Below are 21,699 nucleotides of genomic sequence, written 5' to 3'. Positions count from 1 at the left end.
GGGCCGAGGACTGGTCCACTTTGTAGCAGGGACACTGCGGGGTACACCGCTCAGCAACACATTCACAGGAGGCCGCCGGTGAGACGAGCGCGCCCGGGGGCGCCGCCCCGAGGAACGGGTGGCCGCGCCCTGACCAGCGTCGGAGCGGGTGCCGACTTCGACGGGAGAAGGTCCGCGGAGCGGAGGGAGGAGCGGCCGGCCGGGGCCGAACAGACGGCGGTGGGTCATGAGCTCACCCAGTCGAAGCTGTGGCACATCACGCTCTGCGTCTCAGGTACTGAGATTCCGCTGAAGGAGGTCAGACGCGGCCTCGAACAGCTCGCGCACGACCACCCCTTCCTGCTGACCAGCAGATACGCCAACGACCACGCGGAGATCCGGTACTGGGAAGAGGCGCGCGATCTGCACGACGCGGCGGCGGTCGCCCTGAGGCTGTGGGGTGAGCACCGTTCCAGCGCCGGACTGCCTCCGTGGGAGATCGTCGGTCTGGAGGTCATCGACCGCGAGACGTACCACCAGCGCATCGCCGAGGGATACGGGCCGCCCCCGGCGGCCCCGGTCGGTGTGCACCCCTACTGACCCGGCAGCCGCGGCGGGCGGCGGCCGTCTCGCATCACGGGATACGCGACGGATGCCCGCAGTGTGCGCACTACTCTGCGGGCATGACCACGCTTTCGCCGTACGACAACATGTCCCCGGTCGCCCAGGCCGCCTACCGTGCACGCTCCGCCGCCGCCGATATCGCGCCGCTTCCGCGCGCGGCGAAGGACGACGCGCTGCTGGCGATCGCGGACGCGCTCGAGGTACGGACGAGCGACATCATCGCGGCCAACGCCGAGGACGTGACGCGCGCCCGTGAGGCCGGCACCAGCGAGTCGGTCGTCGACCGGCTGACCCTCACCCCCGAGCGGATCCGCGCCATCGCCGCCGACGTGCGGGACGTGGCTGCACTGCCCGATCCGGTCGGTGAGGTGGTGCGCGGCTCGACGCTGCCCAACGGCATCGACCTGCGCCAGGTCCGGGTGCCGCTCGGCGTCGTCGGGATCATCTACGAGGCCCGGCCCAATGTGACGGTGGACGCCGCGGCGCTCTGTCTGAAGTCGGGCAACGCGGTCCTGCTGCGCGGTTCGTCCTCCGCCCACGCGTCCAACAAGGCGCTGGTCCGGGTCCTGCGTGACGCGGTCGGCGGCTCCGGACTGCCGGCCGACGCCATCCAGCTGGTGCCGGGCGAGAACCGCGATTCGGTACGCGAACTGATGCGGGCGCGCGGCCTGGTCGACGTCCTCATCCCGCGCGGCGGCGCCTCCCTGATCCGCACCGTCGTCGAGGAATCCACCGTCCCGGTGATCGAGACCGGTACCGGCAACTGCCATGTGTACGTGGACGCGCAGACCGACCTCGACATGGCCGTCGACATCCTGGTCAACTCCAAGGCGCAGCGCCCGAGCGTCTGCAACGCCGCCGAGACGCTCCTGGTCCACAAGGACATCGCCGGGGCCTTCCTGCCGAGGGCCCTGGACGCCCTGGCCGAGGCCGGTGTGACCGTGCACGGTGACGAGCGGGTCATGGAGTACGCCGAGGGGTCCAAGGCCACCATGGTGACGGCGACGCCGGAGGACTGGGAGACCGAGTACCTCTCGTACGACATCGCGGCCGCCGTCGTGGAGTCGCTGGACGCGGCCGTGGCACACATCCGGCTCTGGTCGTCCGGCCACACCGAGGCGATCGTGACCACCTCACAGGCCGCGGCCCGCCGTTTCACCCAGTTGGTGGATTCGACGACGGTGACCGTGAACGCCTCGACGCGCTTCACCGACGGCGGCCAGTTCGGCTTCGGCGCCGAGATCGGAATCTCCACCCAGAAGCTGCACGCCAGGGGCCCGATGGGGCTGCCGGAGCTGACCTCGACGAAGTACATCGTGACCGGCGACGGCCATGTGAGGTGAGCTCGGGATGCGCCGGATGTGCGGTCTCCCTGCACAGAACGACCCGCCGGGGCTAGGCTGAAGCCGTGCCGGACGACGTGGGGGGCAGGCCGTTCCCGAACGGCTGGGAGCCCGACGACGACCGCGGGGGCGCGGACGAGAACTTCGCCTCCGTGGTGTTCGACGAGGACTTCGTACAGGCCGCCGCCTTCCATGAACCGACCGCTGTCGAGCGGATGTCGGCGGCCGCAGAGGCACGCGCCGACGCGGAGGCCTTCCGGGCCCGCTCCGGCGGCGGGCCGCTGGACGACGAGCTGTACGACGAGGGCTACGGGCCGGGCGCCGGTTACGGCCGAGGCAGCGCCTACGACGACCGCCCCGGCGTGGACGACGACTACTACGACGGCGGCCCCTACGGGCGCCACGGCGGTGCTCTGCGTCCCTACCGGGGAGCGGCCCGCTGGCACCGTCCGGTGGCCTGGCTGCTCGCCCTGGTAATGGGCATCGGCATGATCGCGCTGGCCTTCAGCGCCGTCTACCGCAACACCTCGGGCGACCGGCAGGACCAGGTCCCGCCACCGGCCACGACCGGGGTGGACAGTGCCCCGGCGCCCTCCGCGGTCCCCTCTGTGGTTCCGTCCATGGTCCCGCCCGCGCCAGGCAGCTACCTCCGTCCGGTGGTCTCCATGGCCCCGCGCACGCCCTGACGAAACCCCTGACGGCACGCCCTGGCGAAGCCCTGAAGCACCCTTGGCGAAGCCCTGGGAAGCCCCTGGCGGACCCCCGTCCCCTCGGCCCCACAACCCCGGCCCGCCCCGCCTGCCCGGGTATCCCCGCGGTGGTTCTCCGCCCGCCTCCGCGTTTACGTTCGCCGTAATCGACCTACTCTCAAGGTATGACCCCTCACCTGCTCGAAGAGGGGGCTCCTCACCTGCCCGCGCATGCTCCCGCATCACGGGCAGGACCCGCCCAGGCCGTCCGGCCGGGGCGGGGGCGCACCGCACCGGCCTCCGGTCGGCGACGTGGGAGTCGGGAGACGGCATGGCAGACCACGGAGATCCCCCCGAAGGCCCGGCGGAGAACAGCGCGAGCGGCGGCGAGGACGAGTACCGGTCGCTCGTCTTCGACGAGTCCTTCGTCCGGGCCGCCCGGCTCCAGGAGTTCTCCGCGCAGGAGCGGATGGGGGAGCACGCCCGTGCCGTACGGAGCCTGCCCGGCCGGGCCGTGCGCACCGGCTCCCGGGCAGCGCTCGCCCTGGTCATCCTGATAGCCCTGGCCTTCGGTACGGCCGTCTTCATGGGTTTCCGCCACCCCTACCAGGCCCCCCTCGGCAGACGGGCGGAGCCGCTGCGGATGATCTTCGTTCCGCTGGCGCCGCGCGGCGTCGTGCCCCCCGGCACACCGGCCGGCCTGTTCGAGAGCAGCCCCGCCGCCGACTACCCGAAGGGCGCCCAGGGCATCAGCCCGCCGGTTGCCCGGCGGACGGACAACTTCTCGGAGAGCCAGGTGGTCGCCGCCCTGGCCACCGTCAAGAACTACCTGGTCGCCTCCTCGCTCGACCCGGACGTCCTCGGCGGGAACACGGTCCGGCCGGTGGAATCACTGCTCGACCCCGACCAGACGGCCCAGTTCGAGCGGAGCATGACCGAGCCGTACGACGACGGGCAGCATGCCGCGACGGGCTGGCTCGTGCGGTTCGACCCGGCCGAGGTCACCCCTGCCTCCGAGGTCCGCGTCCGGGGCACGCTGCGGTACGCCGAGGTGGGGACCGACGCACTGGAGGTGGCGTCCGACCACACCTTCACCTACGCGCTCCGCCCGACCGTGTCGGGGCCCCAGCAGGCCGATGGCGCGTCGCTTTTCACCGTGCGGCGGGAGCTGCGCTTCCGGCTCGACCGGGAGGACCTGCGGCTGGGCCGGCTGGAGGTGCGGACCAGCTACGTCCAGGCCGGACCGCAGTCCTGCACGGCCGACACCAGCGGTGCGCTGCGGCCGCTGCTGGCCGGCCGGCGAGCGGTCTCCCGGGGCCCGGCGGGCACCGACCCGTACGACACGGGCCGGCCCACCGCGGGGCTGTGCGGGACGCTGGAGGTCAGCTCCCCGCCGCCCCGGGCTCCTGGGGCCCCTGCTCAGGGTCGTCGGGGCTCGTCGACTCCTGCGAGCCGTCCGTAGCGCCGCCCTTGCCGCCCCCGCTGCCTCCCTGGCCGGTGAACTTGTCCCGCAGCTTGCCGCCCAGATCGCCGGCGCCGCCCGCTATGTCGCCGACCAGCTTCATCAGCGGATCCTTGCTGCCGCGCACCGAATCGGCGTAGTGCGAGGCGGATTCCCTGAAGGCGTCCGTGACCGAGGTGTCCTTGTCCTCGTCCCGGCGCGGGTAGTGCCCGTCCATGATCCGCTGGTAGTCGCGGGTCTCCGACCACTTCTTCAGCTCGGCCGCCCGGACCGTGGTGAACGGGTGCGAACGGGGCAGCACATTGAGGATCTTGAGCACGGAGTCGCGCAGGTCGCCGCCCTTCTCGTACTCGTCGGCCTGGGCGAGGAACGCGTCGACGTTCATCTCGTGGAGGTGGTTGCCTCCGGCGATCTTCATGAGCCCGCGCATCGAGGCCCGCAGATCCTGGCCGACCAGCAGCCCGGCCCGGTCGGCGGACAGCTCCGACTTGCGGAACCACTCGCGCAGCGCCGTCACGATCGCCATGATCGCGACGTTGCCGAGCGGGATCCAGGCGACCTTCAGGGCGAGGTTGGTGAGGAAGAGCAGGATCGTGCGGTACACGGAGTGACCGGAGAGGGCGTGCCCCACCTCGTGGCCGACGACCGCCCGCATCTCCTCCTCGTCGAGGAGCTCCACCAGACCTGTCGTCACCACGATGATCGGCTCGTCGAGACCGATGCACATGGCGTTGGGCTGGGGATCCTGGTTCACGTACATCGGCGGGACCTTCTCCAGGTCCAGGATGTAACACGCGTCCCGAAGCATGCTGTTGAGATGGGTGAACTGGGCATCGCTCACCCGGACGGAGTCCGACAGGAAGAGCAGTCGCAGACTGCGCTCGGGCAGCAGCCCGCTCAGGGCCTTGAAGACGGTGTCGAAACCGGTCAGCTTGCGCAGGGCGACCAGGGCCGAACGGTCCGCCGGGTGCTCGTACGCCCGGGACGAGATTCCCGGGAAACGCCTGCGCTGCCTGCTCGGCACGTTCTCGTGACTCTCGTGACTGCTTTCGGTCATGAATAGGCCCCCTGTTCGTACGAGACGTTGCTCGCCCCCTGATAAATCCCAGCCTAGGCGCTGGCGCTACGGTGTGCGGGGGGCTGTGGATAACTGAGGAGACGCCCGACATGCCGCATACCGTTGCTCTGCTCGCCGCCGCATCCGAAGAGCAGGGACCGGGCAACACACTCCGCATCGTGCTGCTCGGCTCGCTGGTCGGAGCCGCGCTGCTGGCCTGGTTCCTGCTGCGCGGATACCGCAACGACGACAACAAAGACGACAACGACTGAGTCGGCGTGAGCGTGCCCAGGCCTCCCGCATACGATGTCCGCGACGTCTTCCCTCCGACTCCCGATCGATAGGTCCTGCCGAAGATGAGCCTCACGAGCACCGCACACCAGCTGGTCACCGTCGCCGCCGAGGGCGCCGAGCACGGCGGCAATCACGAAAGCCTCAGCCCGTACCTCACCGGTGGCGGCGCGTTTGTCGCGCTTCTCCTCCTTCTGTGGATCACCACGCGCTTCAACCGCGACCGCTGAGGCCGAGGCGTACAGCTGTGCCAGTAGGCTCTGCACGCATGGGAGAGCAGGAAGTGCCTACCGGCCCCGGAAAGCGCCGAATCGGCGTGATGGGCGGGACCTTTGACCCGATTCATCATGGACACCTGGTGGCGGCCAGTGAAGTGGCCGCCCAGTTCCACCTCGACGAGGTGGTCTTCGTCCCGACCGGGCAGCCGTGGCAGAAGAGCCACAAGCATGTGTCCGCGGCCGAGGACCGGTATCTGATGACGGTCATCGCGACGGCATCGAACCCGCAGTTCTCGGTCAGCCGCAGCGATATCGACCGCAAGGGCCCCACGTACACGATCGACACCCTGCGGGACCTGCGCGCGGTCCACGGGGACGCGGACCTCTTCTTCATCACCGGCGCCGACGCGCTGTCCCAGATCCTCACCTGGCGGGACGCCGACGAGTTGTTCTCGCTGTCCCACTTCATCGGTGTGACACGGCCGGGGCACGTACTCACGGACGACGGTCTGCCGGAGGGCGGTGTCTCTCTCGTGGAGGTTCCCGCGCTGGCCATCTCCTCCACAGACTGCCGTGGGAGAGTCGCCGCGGGCGATCCGGTCTGGTACCTGGTGCCGGACGGCGTGGTCCGCTACATCGACAAGCGCCAGCTTTACCGCGGCGAGTGAGCCACGGAGAGGGGCACCGGTGAACGACCGACAGAATCCGTACGACCCGTACTACCAGCAGCCGCAGATCGTCGGCTACGACGAGTACGGGCAGCCGGTGTATCAGCAGCCCGTGCAGCAGCAGTACGACCCGTACGGCCAGCAGCAGGCACAGCAGCAACAGCAGGCTCAACAGCCCCCGCAGGCGCCCCAGACGGACCAGGGCTACGGCTACGACCCGTACGCCCAGCAGCAACAGCAGCAGCAGCAGCAGCCGGGGCCGCCGTCGCAGCAGCAGTACGACCCGTACGCCGCCCAGCAGCCCCAGTCCCACCCTCAGGCCCACCCCCAGCAGGGATACGGGTACGACGGCTACGGCTACGACACCGGGCAGCAGCCCGCCGCGGTCGACACCACCCAGTGGAACGTCCCGCAGCAGAGCGCGCCGCCCGCTCCCGCCGCCACGCCTGTTCCGCCGCCGAGGGAACCCGACCCGGCGCCGGACGCCGAGCCGGAGGCGGCCGTTCCGGGGCAGCGCCGCGGCGACCGTGACTACCGCACCGAGCAGTTCTCCTTCATCGAGGAGCCCGACGAGGACTCCGAAGACGTCATCGACTGGCTCAAGTTCACCGAGAGCCGCAGCGAGCGCCGGGAGGAAGCGCGGCGGCGCGGCCACAACCGGATGGTCGCGCTGATATTCGTGGTGGCCCTGGTCGTGGTCGGCGGCGTCGGCTACCTGTGGGCCGAGGACAAGCTGCCCGGTTTCTCCGGCTCGGAGAAGGAGGAGACGGCGACGACCGGCCCGCAGCGGCGCGACGTCATCGTGGTCCATCTCCACAACACCAAGGGCGGCGGTACCTCCACGGCGCTGCTCGTCGACAACGTCACCACCAAGCAGGGAGCCACGGTCCTGCTCCCCAACTCCCTCGCCGTCTCCGACGATGACGGCAACACGAGCACGCTCGGCAAATCGGTCGAGGACGACGGCACCACCGGCACACGTGAGTCCATCGACACGTTGCTCGGCACCGAGATCAGCGGCACCTGGCGGCTCGACACCCCGTATCTGGAGAACCTCGTCGACCTGGTCGGGAACATCGACGTCGACACCGACACCGATGTGCCCGACGCCAAGAAGGGCGCCTCGCCCCTGGTGAAGAAGGGCAAGGCGCAGACGCTCAGCGGCCCGATGGCCGTCGCGTACGCCACCTACCGAGGCCCCGACGAGGCCGAGGCCAAGCAACTGATGCGGTTCGGGCAGGTCATGCGCGGAGTGCTGCGGAAGATCTCGGACGATCCGAAGGCCGCCACCGTCACCGTGCAGACGCTGGCCCAGATCCTCGACCCCTCGCTCCCCGAGAAGGACCTCGGAGCCTCCCTGGCCAAGCTCGCGGAGCACGCCAAGGTCGGGGACTACAAGACCGCGCTGCTGCCGGTCCAGGAAAACGGCAGCCTCACCGACTCGGCCACGGACAGCGTCGTCAAGGACATCCTGGGCGGCACGGTCAAGGCCCCGTCGGCTGACGCGGCGGTCCGGGTCGCGATCAAGAACGCCACCGGCAGCGACCGCGGCACGGAGTCCGCCCGGATCAAGCTGGTCAACGGCGGCTACGTCTTCGTCAACGGCGGCAAGTCCGACGCCGAGGCTTCCTCCGAGGTCATCTACAAGGACGCCGCGGGCAAGGAGAAGGCGACCCAGGTCGCCAAGACCCTCGATCTGCCGACGAGCGCGGTGAAGCAGGGCAAGCCGACCGGGAACGCGGACGTGTCCGTGGTCCTCGGACAGGACTACAAGGTCGGCTGACCGGGCCCGATCCCGGCCGGCCGGCCGCCGCCGGCACGGGTCCCGGAACCGCCGCGCGGTGGTTCCGGGACCCGTGCCGCAGGCGCCGGGATGCTCTTCGGAAAAATGGCTGCGTGGGCTGTCGGCGGTCCGTGAGACCCTAGAGGTTGATCTGCCCGCCGACGAAAGCCTGCTTGTGACCGCCACGGACCGCTCCATCGAGCTCATCAACGCTGCCGCTCAGGCGGCCGCCGACCGGCTCGCGCACGACATCATTGCGTACGACGTCAGCGATGTGCTGTCGATCACGGACGCCTTCCTGCTGGCCTCGGCCCCCAACGACCGCCAGGTCAAGTCGATCGTCGACGAGATCGAGGAGCAGCTCCAGAAGGAGCTCGGCGTCAAGCCGGTCCGCCGCGAGGGTGACCGCGACGCCCGCTGGATCCTCCTCGACTACGTCGACATCGTCATCCACGTCCAGCACAGCGAGGAGCGCGTTTTCTACGCGCTGGAGCGCCTCTGGAAGGACTGCCCCGAGATCGCTCTGCCCGAGGACGCCGTGAAGACCCGCGGCAAGGCCGAGGAGCACGCACAGCTCACCGGTGGCACGGAAGGTGACCAGAGCTGAACGGCAGCGGAAGCGGCAGGGGCCGCAGGATCGTCCTCTGGCGACACGGCCAGACGGCGTGGAACCTGGAGCGCAGGTTCCAGGGGTCCACGGACATCGAGCTGACCGAGACGGGCGTCGGGCAGGCCCGTCGGGCCGCCCGGCTGCTCGCCTCGCTGAAGCCGGACGCGATCGTCGCCTCCGACCTGCGCAGGGCGGCGGCCACGGCCGCCGAGCTCGCCGCGATCACCGGTCTCGGTACCGCGCACGACCCCGGTCTGCGTGAGACCTACGCGGGCGCGTGGCAGGGCCTCACCCACGAGGAGATCGTGGGGCGGTTCGGCGAGCAGTACGCGGCGTGGAAGCGCGGTGAGCCGGTGCGGCGCGGCGGCGGTGAGCTGGAGACCGAGGTCGCCGACCGGGCCGCTCCCGTGGTGCTCGCGCACGCCGACAAGCTGCCGGACGACGGCACGCTCGTCGTCGTCAGCCACGGTGGCACCATCCGGACCACCATCGGCCGGCTGCTGGGCCTGGAGTCGCACCACTGGGAAGGGCTCGGCGGGCTGACCAACTGCTGTTGGTCGGTGCTGGGCGAGGGCGCGCGCGGCTGGCGTCTGCTGGAGCACAACGCGGGCACGCTGCCCGAGCCGGTGCTCGGCGACGACGACTGACCGGGTGCCTACGTGGTGCCCGGACGGCGCCCTCGGGCGGCATCGGCCGGATTTCACTTTCCGGCTGGTCACAGGCTAAAGTTCTTCTTGTTCGCAGCGCGGAAACGCAGGGAAACACAGCGGACAGCGGGGCTATAGCTCAGTTGGTAGAGCGCCTGCATGGCATGCAGGAGGTCAGGAGTTCAATTCTCCTTAGCTCCACAATCAAGATCCACGATGAAGATCCCGTCCCCGTCAGGGGGCGGGATCTTCTTTTCTGCGGCCGCGCAGCACCGTCATCTGCCGCTCGCTCTCCCGGTCGGCCGGGGTGTAGGCGACGATCCGGCACTCCGGCAGCCCGTTGACGGAGAGCGACACCGACGTCATCCGTATCTCGGCGGACGCCGCGTGGTGCCGGAAGGTCTTCACCCGGGGGCCGGGCGGGGCGACGTCCCCGCTGCGCCACAGCTGGGCGAAGTACGGGCTCGCCGCGGAGAGGGCCGCGACGAGCGTCTCCCAGGCGGGCTCGCCCGTATGGCGTCCGTAGCCGCTCCGCAGGGTCGCGACCATGAGCGGCAGCTCCTGGGTGCGGTGGACGATCGGGCAGTCCTCCGCGGGCACGGTGAACAGCGCCCACAGCACGTTGCGGATCCCGGTGTCCATCATTTCGGGTACGCCGAAGAGATCCCGGTAGGCGGGGTTGGTGGCCAGCACGTCGTACCGCGTGTTGTAGACGACCGCCGGGTGCGGATCGAGCGCGTCGATGATGCCCTGGACCTCTTGGCCGACCTCGATCGTGTCGCCCTGTCTGCCCGGTATGCACGCGACCTCGGCCAAGTGGTAGAGGTGCTCGCGCTCCGGCGCGTCCAGCCGGAGGGTGCGCGCCACCGCGTCCAGGACCTGCGCGGAGGCGTTGATCGGGCGGCCCTGCTCCAGCCAGGTGTACCAGGTGACGCCGACGCCGGAGAGCTGGGCGACCTCCTCGCGGCGCAGGCCCGGAGTACGGCGCCGGAACCCCGGCGCCATGCCCACGTCGGCCGGGGTCACCCTGGCCCGGCGGCTGCGCAGGAAGTCGGCGAGCTCGGGGCGCCGGCCCTGTCGTTCCTGTGCTGCCCGATGTTGTGCCGTCACCGTCGTCACACCCCCATCGTCGGTGTTCCTGCCGGGTGTTGCCAGGTGCTGCCAGTACCAGCATCAACGGGCTCTCGTTACCCGTATGCGACTGGGACCAGCCTTGAGGTCATGACCACGACCGCGGCCACGGGCACGACTTCCGAGGCAACTCCACGTTCCCTGCCCAGTAAAGACCCCACCACTGACAGCCAGCCCGGACGGCTCCTCGCCCTGGTGCTGGCGGCCCAGTTCATGGCGCTGCTCGACATCTTCATCGTCAACGTCGCCGCCCCGACGATCCGCACCGAACTCGGCGCTTCCGGGGCCGGGTTGCAGCTGGTGGTGGCCGGGTACACCATCTCCTACGCCGTCCTGCTCATCACCGGTGCCCGGCTCGGCAGCGTCTTCGGGCACGGCCGCGCCCATCTGGCGGGCCTCGCCGTGTTCACCGTCGCCTCGCTCGTCTGCGGACTCGCCGCGGGAACGGGCCAGTTGATCACCTTCAGGGTGATCCAGGGGGTCGGTGCGGCGGTGATGATCCCGCAGGTGCTCAGCCTGATCCAGCGGCACTTCAGCGGCGAGGCCCGGGTGCGCGCGCTGGGCGCCTACGCGGCGGTGCTGGCCACCGGAGCCGCCGCCGGACAGGTGGTGGGCGGGGTGCTGGTCAGCGCCGATCTGTTCGGGACGGGCTGGCGGCCGGTCTTCCTGGTCAACGTGCCGATCGGGCTGGTTCTGCTGGTGCTCGGCGTCCGCGTGCTGCCGGGTGAGCCGCGTGCCGGACGGGCGCGGCGTGCGGCACGGGCTCGCGGACTCGACCTGGTGGGGCTGCTGATGCTCGCCTCGGCCGTCGTCCTGTTGACCGTCCCGCTGGTGCTCGGGCAGGAGCTGGGCTGGCCCGCCTGGACCTGGATCTGCCTGCTCGCCTCCGCAGTCTTCTTCGCCGGGTTCGCTACGTACGAGACACGGCTGGCCGCACGCGGCGGCGCACCGCTCATCGCACCCGGGGTGCTCCGTGTCCCCGGCATCGCGCGGGCGGCGCTGCGCGTCCTGTTGGTGATGGGCGTCAACGCGGGCTTCCTCTTTGTGATGACGCTGCATGTGCAGGGAGGTCTGGGGTATTCGGCGTTGCGCAGCGGGCTGATGTTCGTGCCGACCGCGGTGACCTTCGGTGCGGTCGGACTGACCTGGAGGCGCTGGCCGGCCCGGCTCCAGGGAGCCCTGGCCCCGGCCGGATTCGTGCTCGCGGCCGTCGGTTCGGTGCTGCTCGGCTTTCTGCTGCGCGACGGCGGCGACGGTGGTGCGGGCCTGTACGCGGCCTTCGTCGTCATCGGCGCGGGCATGGCGCTGGGCTTCAGCCCCACTCTTACGGGTGCCCTGGCGAACGTACGGCCGGAGGACGCCGCCGACGCGAGCGGCGTACTCGTCACCGTCACCCAGCTCGGCCAGCTGATCGGCGTCGCGGGGTTCGGCACGCTCTACCTCAACCGCCTTGATACGCCGGGGGCGCAGGGTTCGGGAGAGGCGCTGTGGGTATGTGCTCTCGCACTGTCGGGGGCTGCCGTCGCGGGTGTGCTCGCGGGTCTCGTACGGCGTCGGCGGATGACGGGATCCCGGCAGGGCTGACCCCCTTGCGGGGTCATGGCAGAATCGGACCGCCGGAGGGGGCGACGGACCGAACGGGAGGGAGTGCGCGATGTCTGCGAGTCGCCACGAGGTCCCGGACCTGCCCCCTCTTCCCGAGGCCCGCGTACGCGCCGGCTGTCCCGCCGGCGGTTCGCCCCCCACGGTCCGGAGCTGACCCATGGGTGCCCACAGGCGGAAGTGCGACTGGTGCGGCAGCGGTACGCCCATTGTCAGGGACATGGATCCGGTCAACCCGGATTTCCAGTACTGGTGCGAGGAGTGCGCGCGGGCACTGGTCATAAAGGGCGACCCCATCGAGACCTACCGGGAGCTGGAGGGCGAGCCGATCTACGGCCGTCTGCTGGAGGAGCACTGCACGCTCAAGCGCTTCTACTCCTTCGCCACCGCCTGACCGGGCCCCGCCGAAGAGCCGGAACCGGGCGTACCGGAAACGATTTGGTGGACGGCCGGGGTGACCGGTAATGTTCTCGATGTCGCCACGGGAGACCGGGCGGCGCAGCGCGGGGCTATAGCTCAGTTGGTAGAGCGCCTGCATGGCATGCAGGAGGTCAGGAGTTCAATTCTCCTTAGCTCCACAGTGAAGATCGAGCAGCGGGCCATCCGAATCGGATGGCCCGCTGCTCGTGTGTGCCGGGTCACGCCGGGGAGCGGGCCCCGGCCCACCACGGCCGGGCCATTGCGGTACCCTGACGCCATGCGTGCCGTACGCCTTCTGCTTAGCGAGCCGCGCTGATCACTCCCGACCGGTGAGAATGCCTGGTCGGCATCGGCGCGGCGTCCCCTCCTGTGCGAGGGGATTTTTCGTTTCCGTAGACGCGTGTCCGTAGACGTGGGCGCCGGCAGATGACGATCGATGGAGCTTTGAGGATCATGAGCGAGACGAATTCCGCAGCCGACGTTGCTGCGCCGCACCGCTACACGGCAGCGATGGCCGCCGACATCGAGGCACGCTGGCAGGACTTCTGGGACGCCGAGGGCACGTACGAGGCACCCAATCCGTCCGGCGACCTGGCGGACAATCCGGAGCTGGCCGCCAAGCCGAAGAAATTCATCATGGACATGTTCCCGTACCCCTCGGGTGCGGGCCTGCACGTGGGCCACCCGCTGGGCTATATCGCCACCGATGTCTTCGCCCGCCACCAGCGGATGACCGGCCACAACGTCCTGCACACCCTGGGCTTCGACGCATTCGGCCTGCCCGCGGAGCAGTACGCCGTACAGACCGGCACGCACCCGCGGCTGTCCACCGAATCCAATATCGAGAACATGACGGCGCAGCTGCGCCGGCTGGGCCTGGGCCACGACAAGCGCCGCTCGTTCGCCACCATCGAGTCCGAGTACTACAAGTGGACCCAGTGGATCTTCCTGCAGATCTTCAACTCCTGGTACGACGCGGAGGCCGACCGCGCCCGGCCGATCGCCGAGCTGGTCGCCCAGTTCGAGAGCGGTGAGCGCCCGACCCCGGACGGCCGCGACTGGAGCGCGCTGAGCGCGGCCGAGCGCGCCGACGTGCTGAGCGGTCACCGCCTGGCCTATGCCTCCGACGCGCCCGTCAACTGGTCCCCGGGCCTGGGCACCGTCCTGGCCAACGAGGAGGTCACCGCCGACGGCCGCTCCGAGCGCGGCAACTTCCCCGTCTTCAAGGCCAAGCTGCGCCAGTGGAACATGCGCATCACCGCCTACGCCGACCGGCTGCTGAACGACCTGGACGGGCTGGACTGGCCCGAGGCCATCAAGCTGCAGCAGCGCAACTGGATCGGCCGCTCCGAGGGTGCGCGCGTCGACTTCCCGGTCGACGGCGCCGGTGACATCACCGTCTTCACCACCCGACAGGACACCCTGTTCGGCGCCACCTACATGGTGCTGGCGCCCGAGCACGAGCTGGTCGAGCGGATCATCCCGGCTGCCTGGCCCGAGGGCACCCACCCGGTCTGGACCGGGGGACACGCCTCCCCGGCCGAGGCCGTCACCGCGTACCGCAAGCAGGCCGCCGCCAAGTCCGACGTGGAGCGGCAGGCCGAGGCCAAGGACAAGACCGGCGTCTTCACCGGCGCGTACGCGACCAACCCGGTCAGCGGGCAGCAGGTACCCGTCTTCATCGCCGACTACGTGCTGATGGGCTACGGCACCGGCGCGATCATGGCCGTACCGGCGCACGACGCGCGCGACTTCGCCTTCGCGCGCGCCTTCGAGCTGCCGATGCGCTGCGTCGTCCAGCCGTCGGACGACCGCGGCACGGACGCCTCGACGTGGGAGGACGCCTTCGGCTCGTACGACGCCAAGCTGGTCAACTCCGCGAACGACGAGATCTCGCTGGACGGCCTGGGCGTCGTCGACGCCAAGATCCGGATCACCGAGTGGCTGAAGGAGCACGGTGTCGGTGAGGGCACCGTCAACTTCCGGCTGCGCGACTGGCTGTTCAGCCGTCAGCGCTACTGGGGCGAGCCCTTCCCGATCGTGTACGACGAGGACGGCATCGCCCACCCGCTGCCCGAGTCGATGCTGCCCCTGGAGCTGCCGGAGGTCGACGACTACTCGCCGCGCACCTTCGACCCGGACGACGCCGACACCCAGCCCGAGACCCCGCTGTCCCGCAACGCCGACTGGGTCAACGTCACGCTGGATCTGGGCGACGGCGCCGGCCCGAAGAAGTACCGCCGCGAGACCAACACCATGCCCAACTGGGCCGGTTCCTGCTGGTACGAGCTGCGCTACCTGGACCCGAACAACAGCGACAAGCTGGTCGACCCGGCGATCGAGCAGTACTGGATGGGCCCGCGCGAGGGGCAGCCGACCGGTGGCGTCGATCTGTACGTCGGCGGCGCGGAGCACGCCGTACTGCACCTGCTGTACGCCCGCTTCTGGTCCAAGGTGCTGCACGACCTGGGCCACGTCTCCTCCTCCGAGCCGTTCCACAAGCTGTACAACCAGGGCATGATCCAGGCGTTCGTCTACCGGGACAGCCGGGGCATCGCGGTCCCGGCGGCCGAGGTCGAGGAGCGCGACGGGGCGTACTACTACGAGGGCGAGAAGGTCTCCCGCGTCCTGGGCAAGATGGGCAAGTCCCTGAAGAACGCCGTGACGCCCGACGAGATCTGCGGCGAGTACGGCGCGGACACCCTGCGCCTGTACGAGATGGCCATGGGCCCGCTGGACGTCTCGCGCCCCTGGGACACCCGCGCGGTCGTCGGCCAGTACCGGCTGCTGCAGCGGCTGTGGCGCAACATCGTGGACGAGGAGAGCGGCGAGGTCACCGTCGTCGACGGCGAGCCCGGCGAGGACACGCTGCGCGCCCTGCACAAGGCGATCGACGGTGTCGGCGGGGACATGGCCGGGATGCGCTTCAACACGGCCATCGCCAAGGTCACCGAGCTGAACAACCACCTGACCAAGGCGGGCGGCCCGCTGCCGCGGTCCGTCGCGGAGCCGCTGGTGCTGCTGGTGGCGCCGCTGGCGCCGCACATCGCCGAGGAGCTGTGGCGCAGGCTGGGCCACACCGACTCCGTCGTGCACCAGGACTTCCCGGTGGCCGACCCGGCGTACGTCATCGACGAGACCGTCACCTGCGTGGTGCAGATCAAGGGCAAGGTCAAGGCGCGCCTGGAGATCTCCCCGTCGATCACGGACGCGGAGCTGGAGAGCCTGGCGCTGGCAGACCCGGCCGTCGTCGCCGCGCTGGGCGGGGCGGGCATCCGCAAGGTGATCGTCCGGGCGCCGAAGCTGGTGAACATCGTCCCTGCGTAGCCGCCGGCCGTCGTCGTGACGGTGTGAGGGCTTTCCCCTACGGGCAGGTTGGGGGTTCCGATGGAACCCTCCGCCTGCCCGTTCCGTTTACGGTGGAGGGGCCGGTAAACACGTGTCGGCAGCCGTCACACCATCCGAGGGGCGCTCATGGAAGCCGTGATCCTGATCCTGGGGCTGCTCGTCGTCGCGTTCGTGGCCCTGGGCATCTATGTGAGTGTCAAGATCATCCGGGCGGCCAGCCGCGGGGTGGACCGGACGATCACGCAGGCGCGTCGCGCCGTGGAGGACACCACGCTGCGGGCGAAGAGCTACGGACAGGTGGGCGTCGTCGGGGAGCTGGCCCAACTGCGCCTCTCGCTGCGCACCTCGATGCGGGCCACCCAGGAGGCCCTGCAGACGGGCGTGACGGAGGACGCCTCGCTGTCCGAGTCGCTGGCTCTCTTCCAGCGGCTGAGCGTGCACGGCCGTGAGCTCGACGACGAGCTGAAGAGGCTGGAGCGGGAACCCGACAAGAAGACGGTGTCCTCGTTGCTGCCCGGCCTCAAGAAGCGCACCGGTGAGATCACGCGCTCCGCGGATTCGCTGCGCTGGGCCGCGCGTGACCGGGCCCGCCAGTTCGCCGACGACGACCTGGCCACGCTGAACGAGCAGATTGACGTGGAGGCCGGTGCGCTGCGGCACTGGACGACGGAGGAGCCTGTTCCGGGAGTTCCGGGAGTTCCGGGAGTGCAGGACCGGACTGGAGCGCCCGGGGCCCCTGGGAATGCCCGGTGGCAGGGGCAGGGGCAGGGGCAGGGCAACGGACAGCCGGGAGACGCTGGGATCGCGGAGGCCATCACGGCTGCGGACCCGCGGCAGCGGACCACCTATCCGTGGCAGAAGTCGGCGCGGCCCGAGACCACGAACTGAAGCACCGAACGTCCTGTGCGGCGGGATACGGGCGCGGCGCCGGCCGGGGCCCCGGCGCTGACCGGCGCTGACCGGCGCTGGACCGGCGCTGGACCGGCGCTGGACCGGCGCGCCGAACGGTACCGGGCATGGCAGGATGCGGCTCGAAGCGACCGGAACTGATCATTCGGGCAGGGTCGGACTGCCGAGCCACCACGCCGGAAGGTAACCTCCCGCTCATGTCCCGCCATGTCGCGATCGTCACCGATTCAACGGCCTACCTGCCGCCCGAGGCGATGGAACGGCATGGCATCACCGCAGTGCCGCTGACCGTCGTCCTCGGTGACCAGGCGCTGGAGGAGGGCACCGAGATCTCGGCCCGCTCCCTCGCGCTGGCGCTCCAGAAGCGCCGCCCCGTGACGACGTCCCGGCCCAGCCCGGAGGTGTTCGCCGCCACCTACCGTGCGGCCGCCGACGCCGGGGCGAGCGGCGTCGTCTCGCTGCACCTGTCCGGGGAGTTCTCCGGCACGTACGACGCCGCCGTCCTGGCGGCGAAGGACGCGCCGGTTCCGGTGCGGGTGGTGGACACCGGGATGGTCGCGATGGCCCTCGGCTTCTGTGCCCTGGCGGCGGCGGAGGCCGCGGACGGGGGCGGCAGCCTGGACGACGTGGTGGTGGCCGCGGAGAAGCGTGCGGCGGGCACGTCCGCGTACTTCTACGTCGACACCCTGGACTACCTGCGCCGCGGTGGCAGGATCGGTGCCGCACAGGCGCTGCTCGGCTCGGCCCTGGCCGTGAAGCCGCTGCTCCAGCTGGACGGCGGACGCATCGAACTGCTGGAGAAGGTGCGAACGGCCTCGAAGGCCATCGCCCGGCTGGAGGAGATCGTCGCCGAGCGTGCGGGGAGCGGGCGGGTGGACATCGCGGTGCACCACCTGGCGGCCCCGGAGCGGGCCGAGCGGCTGGCCGAGCGGCTGGCCGAGCGCGTTCCCGGGCTGGTCGATCTCCATGTCAGCGAGGTGGGTGCGGTGATCGGCGCGCACACCGGTCCGGGGCTGCTGGGAGCTGTGATCTCGCCGCGCTGATGTCACCGTCCGGAGTGGTGGAGTTATCCACAACGGGCAGGTTTTCCACCGTAATTGGGCGAGGTCAGCGGGTTCCGGCGGAAGTGCCTAACGTCGTGAGGCATGGCTTCCCGATCACATCGTGCAACCAGCGGACCCAGCGGACCCAGCGGACCCAGCGGCGGAATCCGCCGTACCGGCCCCTTCGGCAGGACCCGCCCCTTCGGTAGGGCAGGCGGACGAGGCGGCGGACCCGGCAGCGGGCCGGGCCGCGTTCCCGACTCGGACGGGCGTGCTGTCCGGAGCGGGGCGGGCTACGGACCCGGCCGACGACACGCACCGGACCGCGCCGCCGCCGCGGCGGCCTCGCGCTCCCGTGCGGACGCGCTCATGGCGGGCGGGTATGAGCGGCGGGTGGCCCGGCATGCGGTGGACACGGGGCCGGGTCCGGTTCCTGCGGCGGGCGCGAGTCCGGTTCCGGCGGCAGACGTGGGTCCGGTTCCTGCGGCAGACGTGGGTCCGGTTCCGGCGGGCGTCGTAGACGTGGCGGACGGGGCTTCCGTGGCGGAAGCGGAAGCAGTGGAAGCTGCGGCCCCGGAGCCGTCGGCCGGCCCGTCGGCGCGGGCGGAACGCGAGGGGTGGCGGGCGCGGTGGGTTCCCGCGCTGCGGGACAGGCTGCCGATGTGGGTGCAGCTCAGATGCGGGCTGGAGCCAAGGACCCTCGCCGCGCTGGCCGTTGTCCTGGTGGCGGCGGCTGTCTTCGCCGGGATGCACTTCTGGTCCGCACGCCCCGAAGGCGTACGTGCCCCGGATTCCGTCAGCCAGGCCGGGCACGTTGCTGTGCCGCCGGCCGACGCGGACCCGGCGGCCGGCGGGTCGGGTGCGCCCGAGCCGTCCCCCGGGCCGCCACCCGCCGTCGGGGGGACCACCGGCGGGCGGATCGTGGTGGATGTGAGCGGGAAGGTGCGGCGGCCCGGGATTCACCGGCTGCCGTCCGGCGCCCGGGTCACCGACGCGCTGGAGGCGGCGGGCGGGGTCCGGCCCGGTGTCGATCTCGACGGCCTCAACCGGGCCCGGGTGCTCGTGGACGGGGAACAGATCCTGGTGGGCGCACCGCCCGGCACGGTTGCCGCGGGCGGTGCGGGCGGTGCGGGCGGTGCGGGCGGGGGTGGCGCGGGGCCGACGGCCACGGGGCCCGCCACTGGACCGGTGAGCCTCAGTGGCGCGACCGCCGATCAGCTCGAAACCCTGCCCGGAGTGGGGCCCGTCCTCGCCCAGCACATCGTCGACTACCGCACCGAGCACGGTGGTTTCCGGTCCGTCGACGAACTCCACGAGGTCACGGGGATCGGTGACCGCCGGTTCGCCGACCTCCAGCCCCTGGTGCGACCGTGAGCGCCGCGGACGTCCACGCGGCGTCGGGCAGGCGGCTCGGGGACGCCGACCCCCGGCAGGAGGGTCCGGCCGATCTGCGACTGGTTGCCCCGGCACTGGCGGCCTGGGCCTCGGCCGCGCTGACGGCGGGAGCGCCGGGCCGGTGGGCGGCGGCGGGGGTGGTGCTCTGCCTCGGAGCGGCCATGGTCCTCCTGGCCGTGGCTGGATCCCGGCGGGTGGGCGATGGGCGGTGGCGTCCGCACGCGACGGCGGCTGCGGCGGTGCTCCTCTGCGCGGCCGCCGGGGCGGCGTCGGCCGGGCTGCACAGCGCCGACGTGCGACAGGGGCCGGTGCCCGCGCTGGCCCGGCAGTTCGCGAGGATCGAGGCGGAGATCACCCTCACCTCCGACGCCCGCCAGACCTTTCCCCGGGTACGCGGTGACCACAGCACCCCCGCCGCCCTGCTCCTGGACGCCGAGATCACCCGGCTGCGGACGGGGCCCAGCGGCTCGGCGTCCCGGCTGCGCACGCCGGTGCTGGTCATCGTCACACCCGGCGGTGCGGCGGAGCAGTGGCAGCGGCTGCTGCCCTCCACCCGATTACAGGTCAGCGGCCGGCTGGCGCCACCGCTGCACGCCGGGGAGCGGGCCGTCGCGGTTCTCCGTCCCTCCGGCAAGGGCCCGCCCCGCGTCACCGGCCCGCCCACACTCGTCCAGCGCACGGCGGGCAGCCTGCGCGCCGGGCTGCGCACCGCGACCGAGGGGCTCGGCCCCGATGCGCGGGCGCTCCTGCCCGGACTGGTCGTCGGTGACATCACCCGGGTCACGCCGGAACTGCACGACGCGTTCAGGGCGACCGACCTCACCCATCTGATGGCGGTCTCGGGTGCCAACCTGGCGATCCTGCTGGTCCTGCTCATCGGACCGCCCGGCAGCGCGCTGCGGGCCGAACGCCGAGGACTGGCCCCCGTGCTGGGGATCTCGTTGCGGATGACCGCCCTGCTCGGCGGCGGACTCACGCTCGCGTTCGTCCTCGTCTGCCGGCCCGAACCCAGTGTGCTGCGGGCCGCGGCCTGCGGTCTGATCACACTGCTCGCCATCGGCACCGGGCGGCGCAGGACACTGATCCCCGCGCTGGCCGCCGCCGTCCTGTTGCTGGTGCTCTACGACCCCTGGCTGGCGCGCGGTTACGGATTCGTCCTGTCGGTCCTGGCCACCGGCGCGCTCCTGACCATCGCCCCGCGGTGGAGCGACGCGCTCCAACGGCGCCGGGTACCGCCCCGGTTGGCCGAGGCGCTGGCTGCCGCGGCGGCGGCGCAGGCGGTGTGCTCGCCCGTTGTGGTGCTGCTCGCCTCCCGGGTGAGCCTGGTGGCGATCCCGTGCAACCTGCTGGCCGAATTCGCGGTCGCGCCCGCCACGGTGCTCGGGTTCGCCGCGCTGGCCCTGGCTCCGGTGGCCATGCCGGTGGCCGAGCTGCTCGCCCGGGTGGCGGGGTGGCCGGCCGGGTGGATCGCCTCGGTTGCCCGGACCGGTGCGGCGCTGCCCGGTGCGGAGATCGGCTGGCCCGACGGGCGGACGGGCGCGCTGCTGCTGGCCGCGCTGACCGGGCTGGTGGTGCTGTGCGCCCGGCGCGTCGGACGGCATCCCTGGGTGTGTTGCGCCGCGGCGCTGCTCCTGGTGCTCGCGGTGGTGCGCCCGGTTCCGCTGACCCGGGTGCTGACCGGGTGGCCGCCGCCCGGGTGGGCGTTCGCGATGTGCGACGTGGGCCAGGGCGATGCCCTGGTGCTCGCGGCGGGGCCCGGCTCGGGTGTGGTCGTCGACACCGGACCGGATCCCCGGCTCGTGGACCGGTGCCTGCGTGACCTGGGGATCACCCGCATCCCGTTGTTGCTGCTGACTCATTTTCACGCAGACCACGTGCGGGGTCTGCCCGGTGTTCTGCGGGGCAGACCGGTGGGCGTGATCCAGACGACGAGCCTGGACGAACCGCCGGAGCAGGCCGCGTTCGTGAGGAGAACGGCAGCGGCGGCCCGGGTCTCCGTGGTGCGGACCGTCCCCGGTGAGCGCCGCCGGATCGGCGCGCTCGACTGGCAGGTGCTGTGGCCGGTGGGCGGTGCGTCCGTGGACCCGGCGGGTCGGGCGGCGGGGCCCCCGCCGCAGGGGCCGAACGATGCCAGCGTCACCTTGTTCGTGCGGGCCGGTGGGCTCACCCTGCTGCTCCCCGGTGACCTCGAACCCCCGTCCCAGCAGCGACTGTTGCGCAGCTACCCGGCCCTCCCGCGGGTGGATGTGCTCAAGGTCGCCCACCACGGCTCCGCATACCAGGACGCCGCCCTGCTCCGGGCCGTGCATCCGAGGTTCGCCCTGGTCAGTGTGGGTCGGGACAACCCGTACGGGCATCCGGCCGCCGGTACGGTCGAGACGCTCAGGGCCGGGGGAGCGGTGGTGCTCCGCACCGACAGGGACGGCGCGATCGCGGTGACGGGTGCCGGGCCGGGGCTGCGGGCGGTGGGCCGGTCATGA

Annotated in this window: 19 protein-coding genes and 2 tRNA genes; 19 read left to right on the top strand and 2 right to left on the bottom strand. The window is 71.3% G+C overall.

Annotated features, from left to right (window positions below; all coding sequences use genetic code 11):
• The first annotated feature begins 78 nt into the window (after positions 1 to 78).
• The 4 genes from OG892_RS12205 (at position 79) to OG892_RS12190 (ending at position 4,097) form a co-directional block, all read left to right on the top strand.
• On the top strand, positions 79 to 579 hold the full coding sequence (locus OG892_RS12205; RefSeq protein ID WP_073739055.1) for a hypothetical protein: 501 nt from the start codon (positions 79 to 81) through the stop codon (positions 577 to 579).
• An 83-nt stretch (positions 580 to 662) separates the two neighbouring features.
• Positions 663 to 1,946 (top strand): glutamate-5-semialdehyde dehydrogenase, encoded by a 1,284-nt coding sequence (locus OG892_RS12200; protein ID WP_328867101.1) that lies wholly within the window; start codon positions 663 to 665, stop codon positions 1,944 to 1,946.
• Positions 1,947 to 2,011: 65 nt separating this feature from the next.
• Positions 2,012 to 2,632 carry a hypothetical protein gene (locus tag OG892_RS12195; RefSeq protein WP_073739057.1) on the top strand — a complete coding sequence of 207 codons (621 nt, stop codon included), beginning with the start codon at positions 2,012 to 2,014 and terminating at the stop codon, positions 2,630 to 2,632.
• A gap of 334 nt (positions 2,633 to 2,966) precedes the next feature.
• Complete coding sequence (locus OG892_RS12190; RefSeq protein ID WP_328867102.1) at positions 2,967 to 4,097, top strand: hypothetical protein; 1,131 nt, start codon at positions 2,967 to 2,969, stop codon at positions 4,095 to 4,097.
• On the opposite strand, the gene OG892_RS12185 is transcribed toward OG892_RS12190, so the two are convergent.
• The gene (locus tag OG892_RS12185; RefSeq protein ID WP_328867103.1) at positions 4,018 to 5,154 is read right to left on the bottom strand and encodes a M48 family metallopeptidase; all 1,137 of its coding nucleotides are present in this window, start codon (positions 5,152 to 5,154) and stop codon (positions 4,018 to 4,020) included. The genes OG892_RS12190 and OG892_RS12185 overlap by 80 nt on opposite strands.
• Positions 5,155 to 5,264: 110 nt before the next feature.
• Between OG892_RS12185 and OG892_RS12180 the strand changes: the two genes are divergently transcribed.
• From OG892_RS12180 to OG892_RS12150, 7 genes are all read left to right on the top strand, one after another.
• Positions 5,265 to 5,426 carry a hypothetical protein gene (locus tag OG892_RS12180; protein WP_199884546.1) on the top strand — a complete coding sequence of 54 codons (162 nt, stop codon included), beginning with the start codon at positions 5,265 to 5,267 and terminating at the stop codon, positions 5,424 to 5,426.
• A gap of 84 nt (positions 5,427 to 5,510) precedes the next feature.
• Positions 5,511 to 5,675 (top strand): hypothetical protein, encoded by a 165-nt coding sequence (locus tag OG892_RS12175; protein WP_024494263.1) that lies wholly within the window; start codon positions 5,511 to 5,513, stop codon positions 5,673 to 5,675.
• Positions 5,676 to 5,713: 38 nt separating this feature from the next.
• A complete protein-coding gene (nadD, locus tag OG892_RS12170; RefSeq protein ID WP_073739060.1) occupies positions 5,714 to 6,331 on the top strand; it encodes a nicotinate-nucleotide adenylyltransferase in 618 nt (205 codons plus the stop codon).
• Between the two features lie 19 nt (positions 6,332 to 6,350).
• A complete protein-coding gene (locus OG892_RS12165) occupies positions 6,351 to 8,114 on the top strand; it encodes an LCP family protein (protein WP_371629121.1) in 1,764 nt (587 codons plus the stop codon).
• Between the two features lie 175 nt (positions 8,115 to 8,289).
• Positions 8,290 to 8,721, top strand: coding sequence for a ribosome silencing factor (gene rsfS / locus OG892_RS12160; RefSeq protein ID WP_024494266.1), 432 nt, complete (start codon positions 8,290 to 8,292; stop codon positions 8,719 to 8,721).
• Entirely contained in the window at positions 8,718 to 9,371 is a 654-nt protein-coding gene (locus OG892_RS12155; RefSeq protein ID WP_073739062.1) for a histidine phosphatase family protein, read from the top strand. The genes rsfS and OG892_RS12155 overlap by 4 nt, the downstream gene beginning before the upstream one ends.
• Positions 9,372 to 9,499: 128 nt before the next feature.
• Positions 9,500 to 9,572: transfer RNA gene (locus tag OG892_RS12150), tRNA-Ala, on the top strand.
• A gap of 33 nt (positions 9,573 to 9,605) precedes the next feature.
• Here the strand turns inward: OG892_RS12150 and OG892_RS12145 are convergent.
• Positions 9,606 to 10,490 (bottom strand): helix-turn-helix transcriptional regulator, encoded by an 885-nt coding sequence (locus OG892_RS12145; RefSeq protein ID WP_073739063.1) that lies wholly within the window; start codon positions 10,488 to 10,490, stop codon positions 9,606 to 9,608.
• A gap of 102 nt (positions 10,491 to 10,592) precedes the next feature.
• Here OG892_RS12145 and OG892_RS12140 point away from each other — a divergent pair, with 102 nt between their 5' ends.
• From OG892_RS12140 to OG892_RS12105, 8 genes are all read left to right on the top strand, one after another.
• A complete protein-coding gene (locus OG892_RS12140; protein ID WP_371629120.1) occupies positions 10,593 to 12,086 on the top strand; it encodes an MFS transporter in 1,494 nt (497 codons plus the stop codon).
• Positions 12,087 to 12,264: 178 nt separating this feature from the next.
• The gene (locus OG892_RS12135) at positions 12,265 to 12,498 is read left to right on the top strand and encodes a hypothetical protein (protein WP_073739064.1); all 234 of its coding nucleotides are present in this window, start codon (positions 12,265 to 12,267) and stop codon (positions 12,496 to 12,498) included.
• Between the two features lie 111 nt (positions 12,499 to 12,609).
• Positions 12,610 to 12,682 (top strand) — tRNA-Ala (locus tag OG892_RS12130).
• A 295-nt stretch (positions 12,683 to 12,977) separates the two neighbouring features.
• Complete coding sequence (gene leuS / locus OG892_RS12125; protein WP_328867105.1) at positions 12,978 to 15,851, top strand: leucine--tRNA ligase; 2,874 nt, start codon at positions 12,978 to 12,980, stop codon at positions 15,849 to 15,851.
• 147 nt (positions 15,852 to 15,998) lie between these two features.
• Positions 15,999 to 16,760 (top strand): hypothetical protein, encoded by a 762-nt coding sequence (locus tag OG892_RS12120; RefSeq protein ID WP_371629119.1) that lies wholly within the window; start codon positions 15,999 to 16,001, stop codon positions 16,758 to 16,760.
• 218 nt (positions 16,761 to 16,978) lie between these two features.
• Positions 16,979 to 17,824 carry a DegV family protein gene (locus OG892_RS12115; protein ID WP_073739067.1) on the top strand — a complete coding sequence of 282 codons (846 nt, stop codon included), beginning with the start codon at positions 16,979 to 16,981 and terminating at the stop codon, positions 17,822 to 17,824.
• A 558-nt stretch (positions 17,825 to 18,382) separates the two neighbouring features.
• On the top strand, positions 18,383 to 19,198 hold the full coding sequence (locus OG892_RS12110) for a helix-hairpin-helix domain-containing protein (protein WP_371629118.1): 816 nt from the start codon (positions 18,383 to 18,385) through the stop codon (positions 19,196 to 19,198).
• Entirely contained in the window at positions 19,195 to 21,699 is a 2,505-nt protein-coding gene (locus OG892_RS12105; RefSeq protein ID WP_371629117.1) for a ComEC/Rec2 family competence protein, read from the top strand. The genes OG892_RS12110 and OG892_RS12105 overlap by 4 nt, the downstream gene beginning before the upstream one ends.

This window comes from Streptomyces sp. NBC_00341 (genome assembly GCF_041435055.1).
Classification (GTDB): domain Bacteria; phylum Actinomycetota; class Actinomycetes; order Streptomycetales; family Streptomycetaceae; genus Streptomyces.
The sequence above is the reverse complement of the archived record's forward strand: the minus strand, read 5'-3'. Positions and strand labels throughout refer to the sequence as shown.

Coding starts and splice junctions, on each gene's coding strand:
- OG892_RS12200 (WP_328867101.1), top strand. CDS start 663: ATGACCACGCTTTCGCCGTACGACAACATGTCCCCGGTCGCCCAGGCC.
- OG892_RS12190 (WP_328867102.1), top strand. CDS start 2,967: ATGGCAGACCACGGAGATCCCCCCGAAGGCCCGGCGGAGAACAGCGCG.
- OG892_RS12185 (WP_328867103.1), bottom strand. CDS start 5,154: ATGACCGAAAGCAGTCACGAGAGTCACGAGAACGTGCCGAGCAGGCAG.
- OG892_RS12180 (WP_199884546.1), top strand. CDS start 5,265: ATGCCGCATACCGTTGCTCTGCTCGCCGCCGCATCCGAAGAGCAGGGA.
- OG892_RS12175 (WP_024494263.1), top strand. CDS start 5,511: ATGAGCCTCACGAGCACCGCACACCAGCTGGTCACCGTCGCCGCCGAG.
- nadD (WP_073739060.1), top strand. CDS start 5,714: ATGGGAGAGCAGGAAGTGCCTACCGGCCCCGGAAAGCGCCGAATCGGC.
- OG892_RS12140 (WP_371629120.1), top strand. CDS start 10,593: ATGACCACGACCGCGGCCACGGGCACGACTTCCGAGGCAACTCCACGT.
- OG892_RS12135 (WP_073739064.1), top strand. CDS start 12,265: ATGGGTGCCCACAGGCGGAAGTGCGACTGGTGCGGCAGCGGTACGCCC.
- leuS (WP_328867105.1), top strand. CDS start 12,978: ATGAGCGAGACGAATTCCGCAGCCGACGTTGCTGCGCCGCACCGCTAC.
- OG892_RS12120 (WP_371629119.1), top strand. CDS start 15,999: ATGGAAGCCGTGATCCTGATCCTGGGGCTGCTCGTCGTCGCGTTCGTG.
- OG892_RS12115 (WP_073739067.1), top strand. CDS start 16,979: ATGTCCCGCCATGTCGCGATCGTCACCGATTCAACGGCCTACCTGCCG.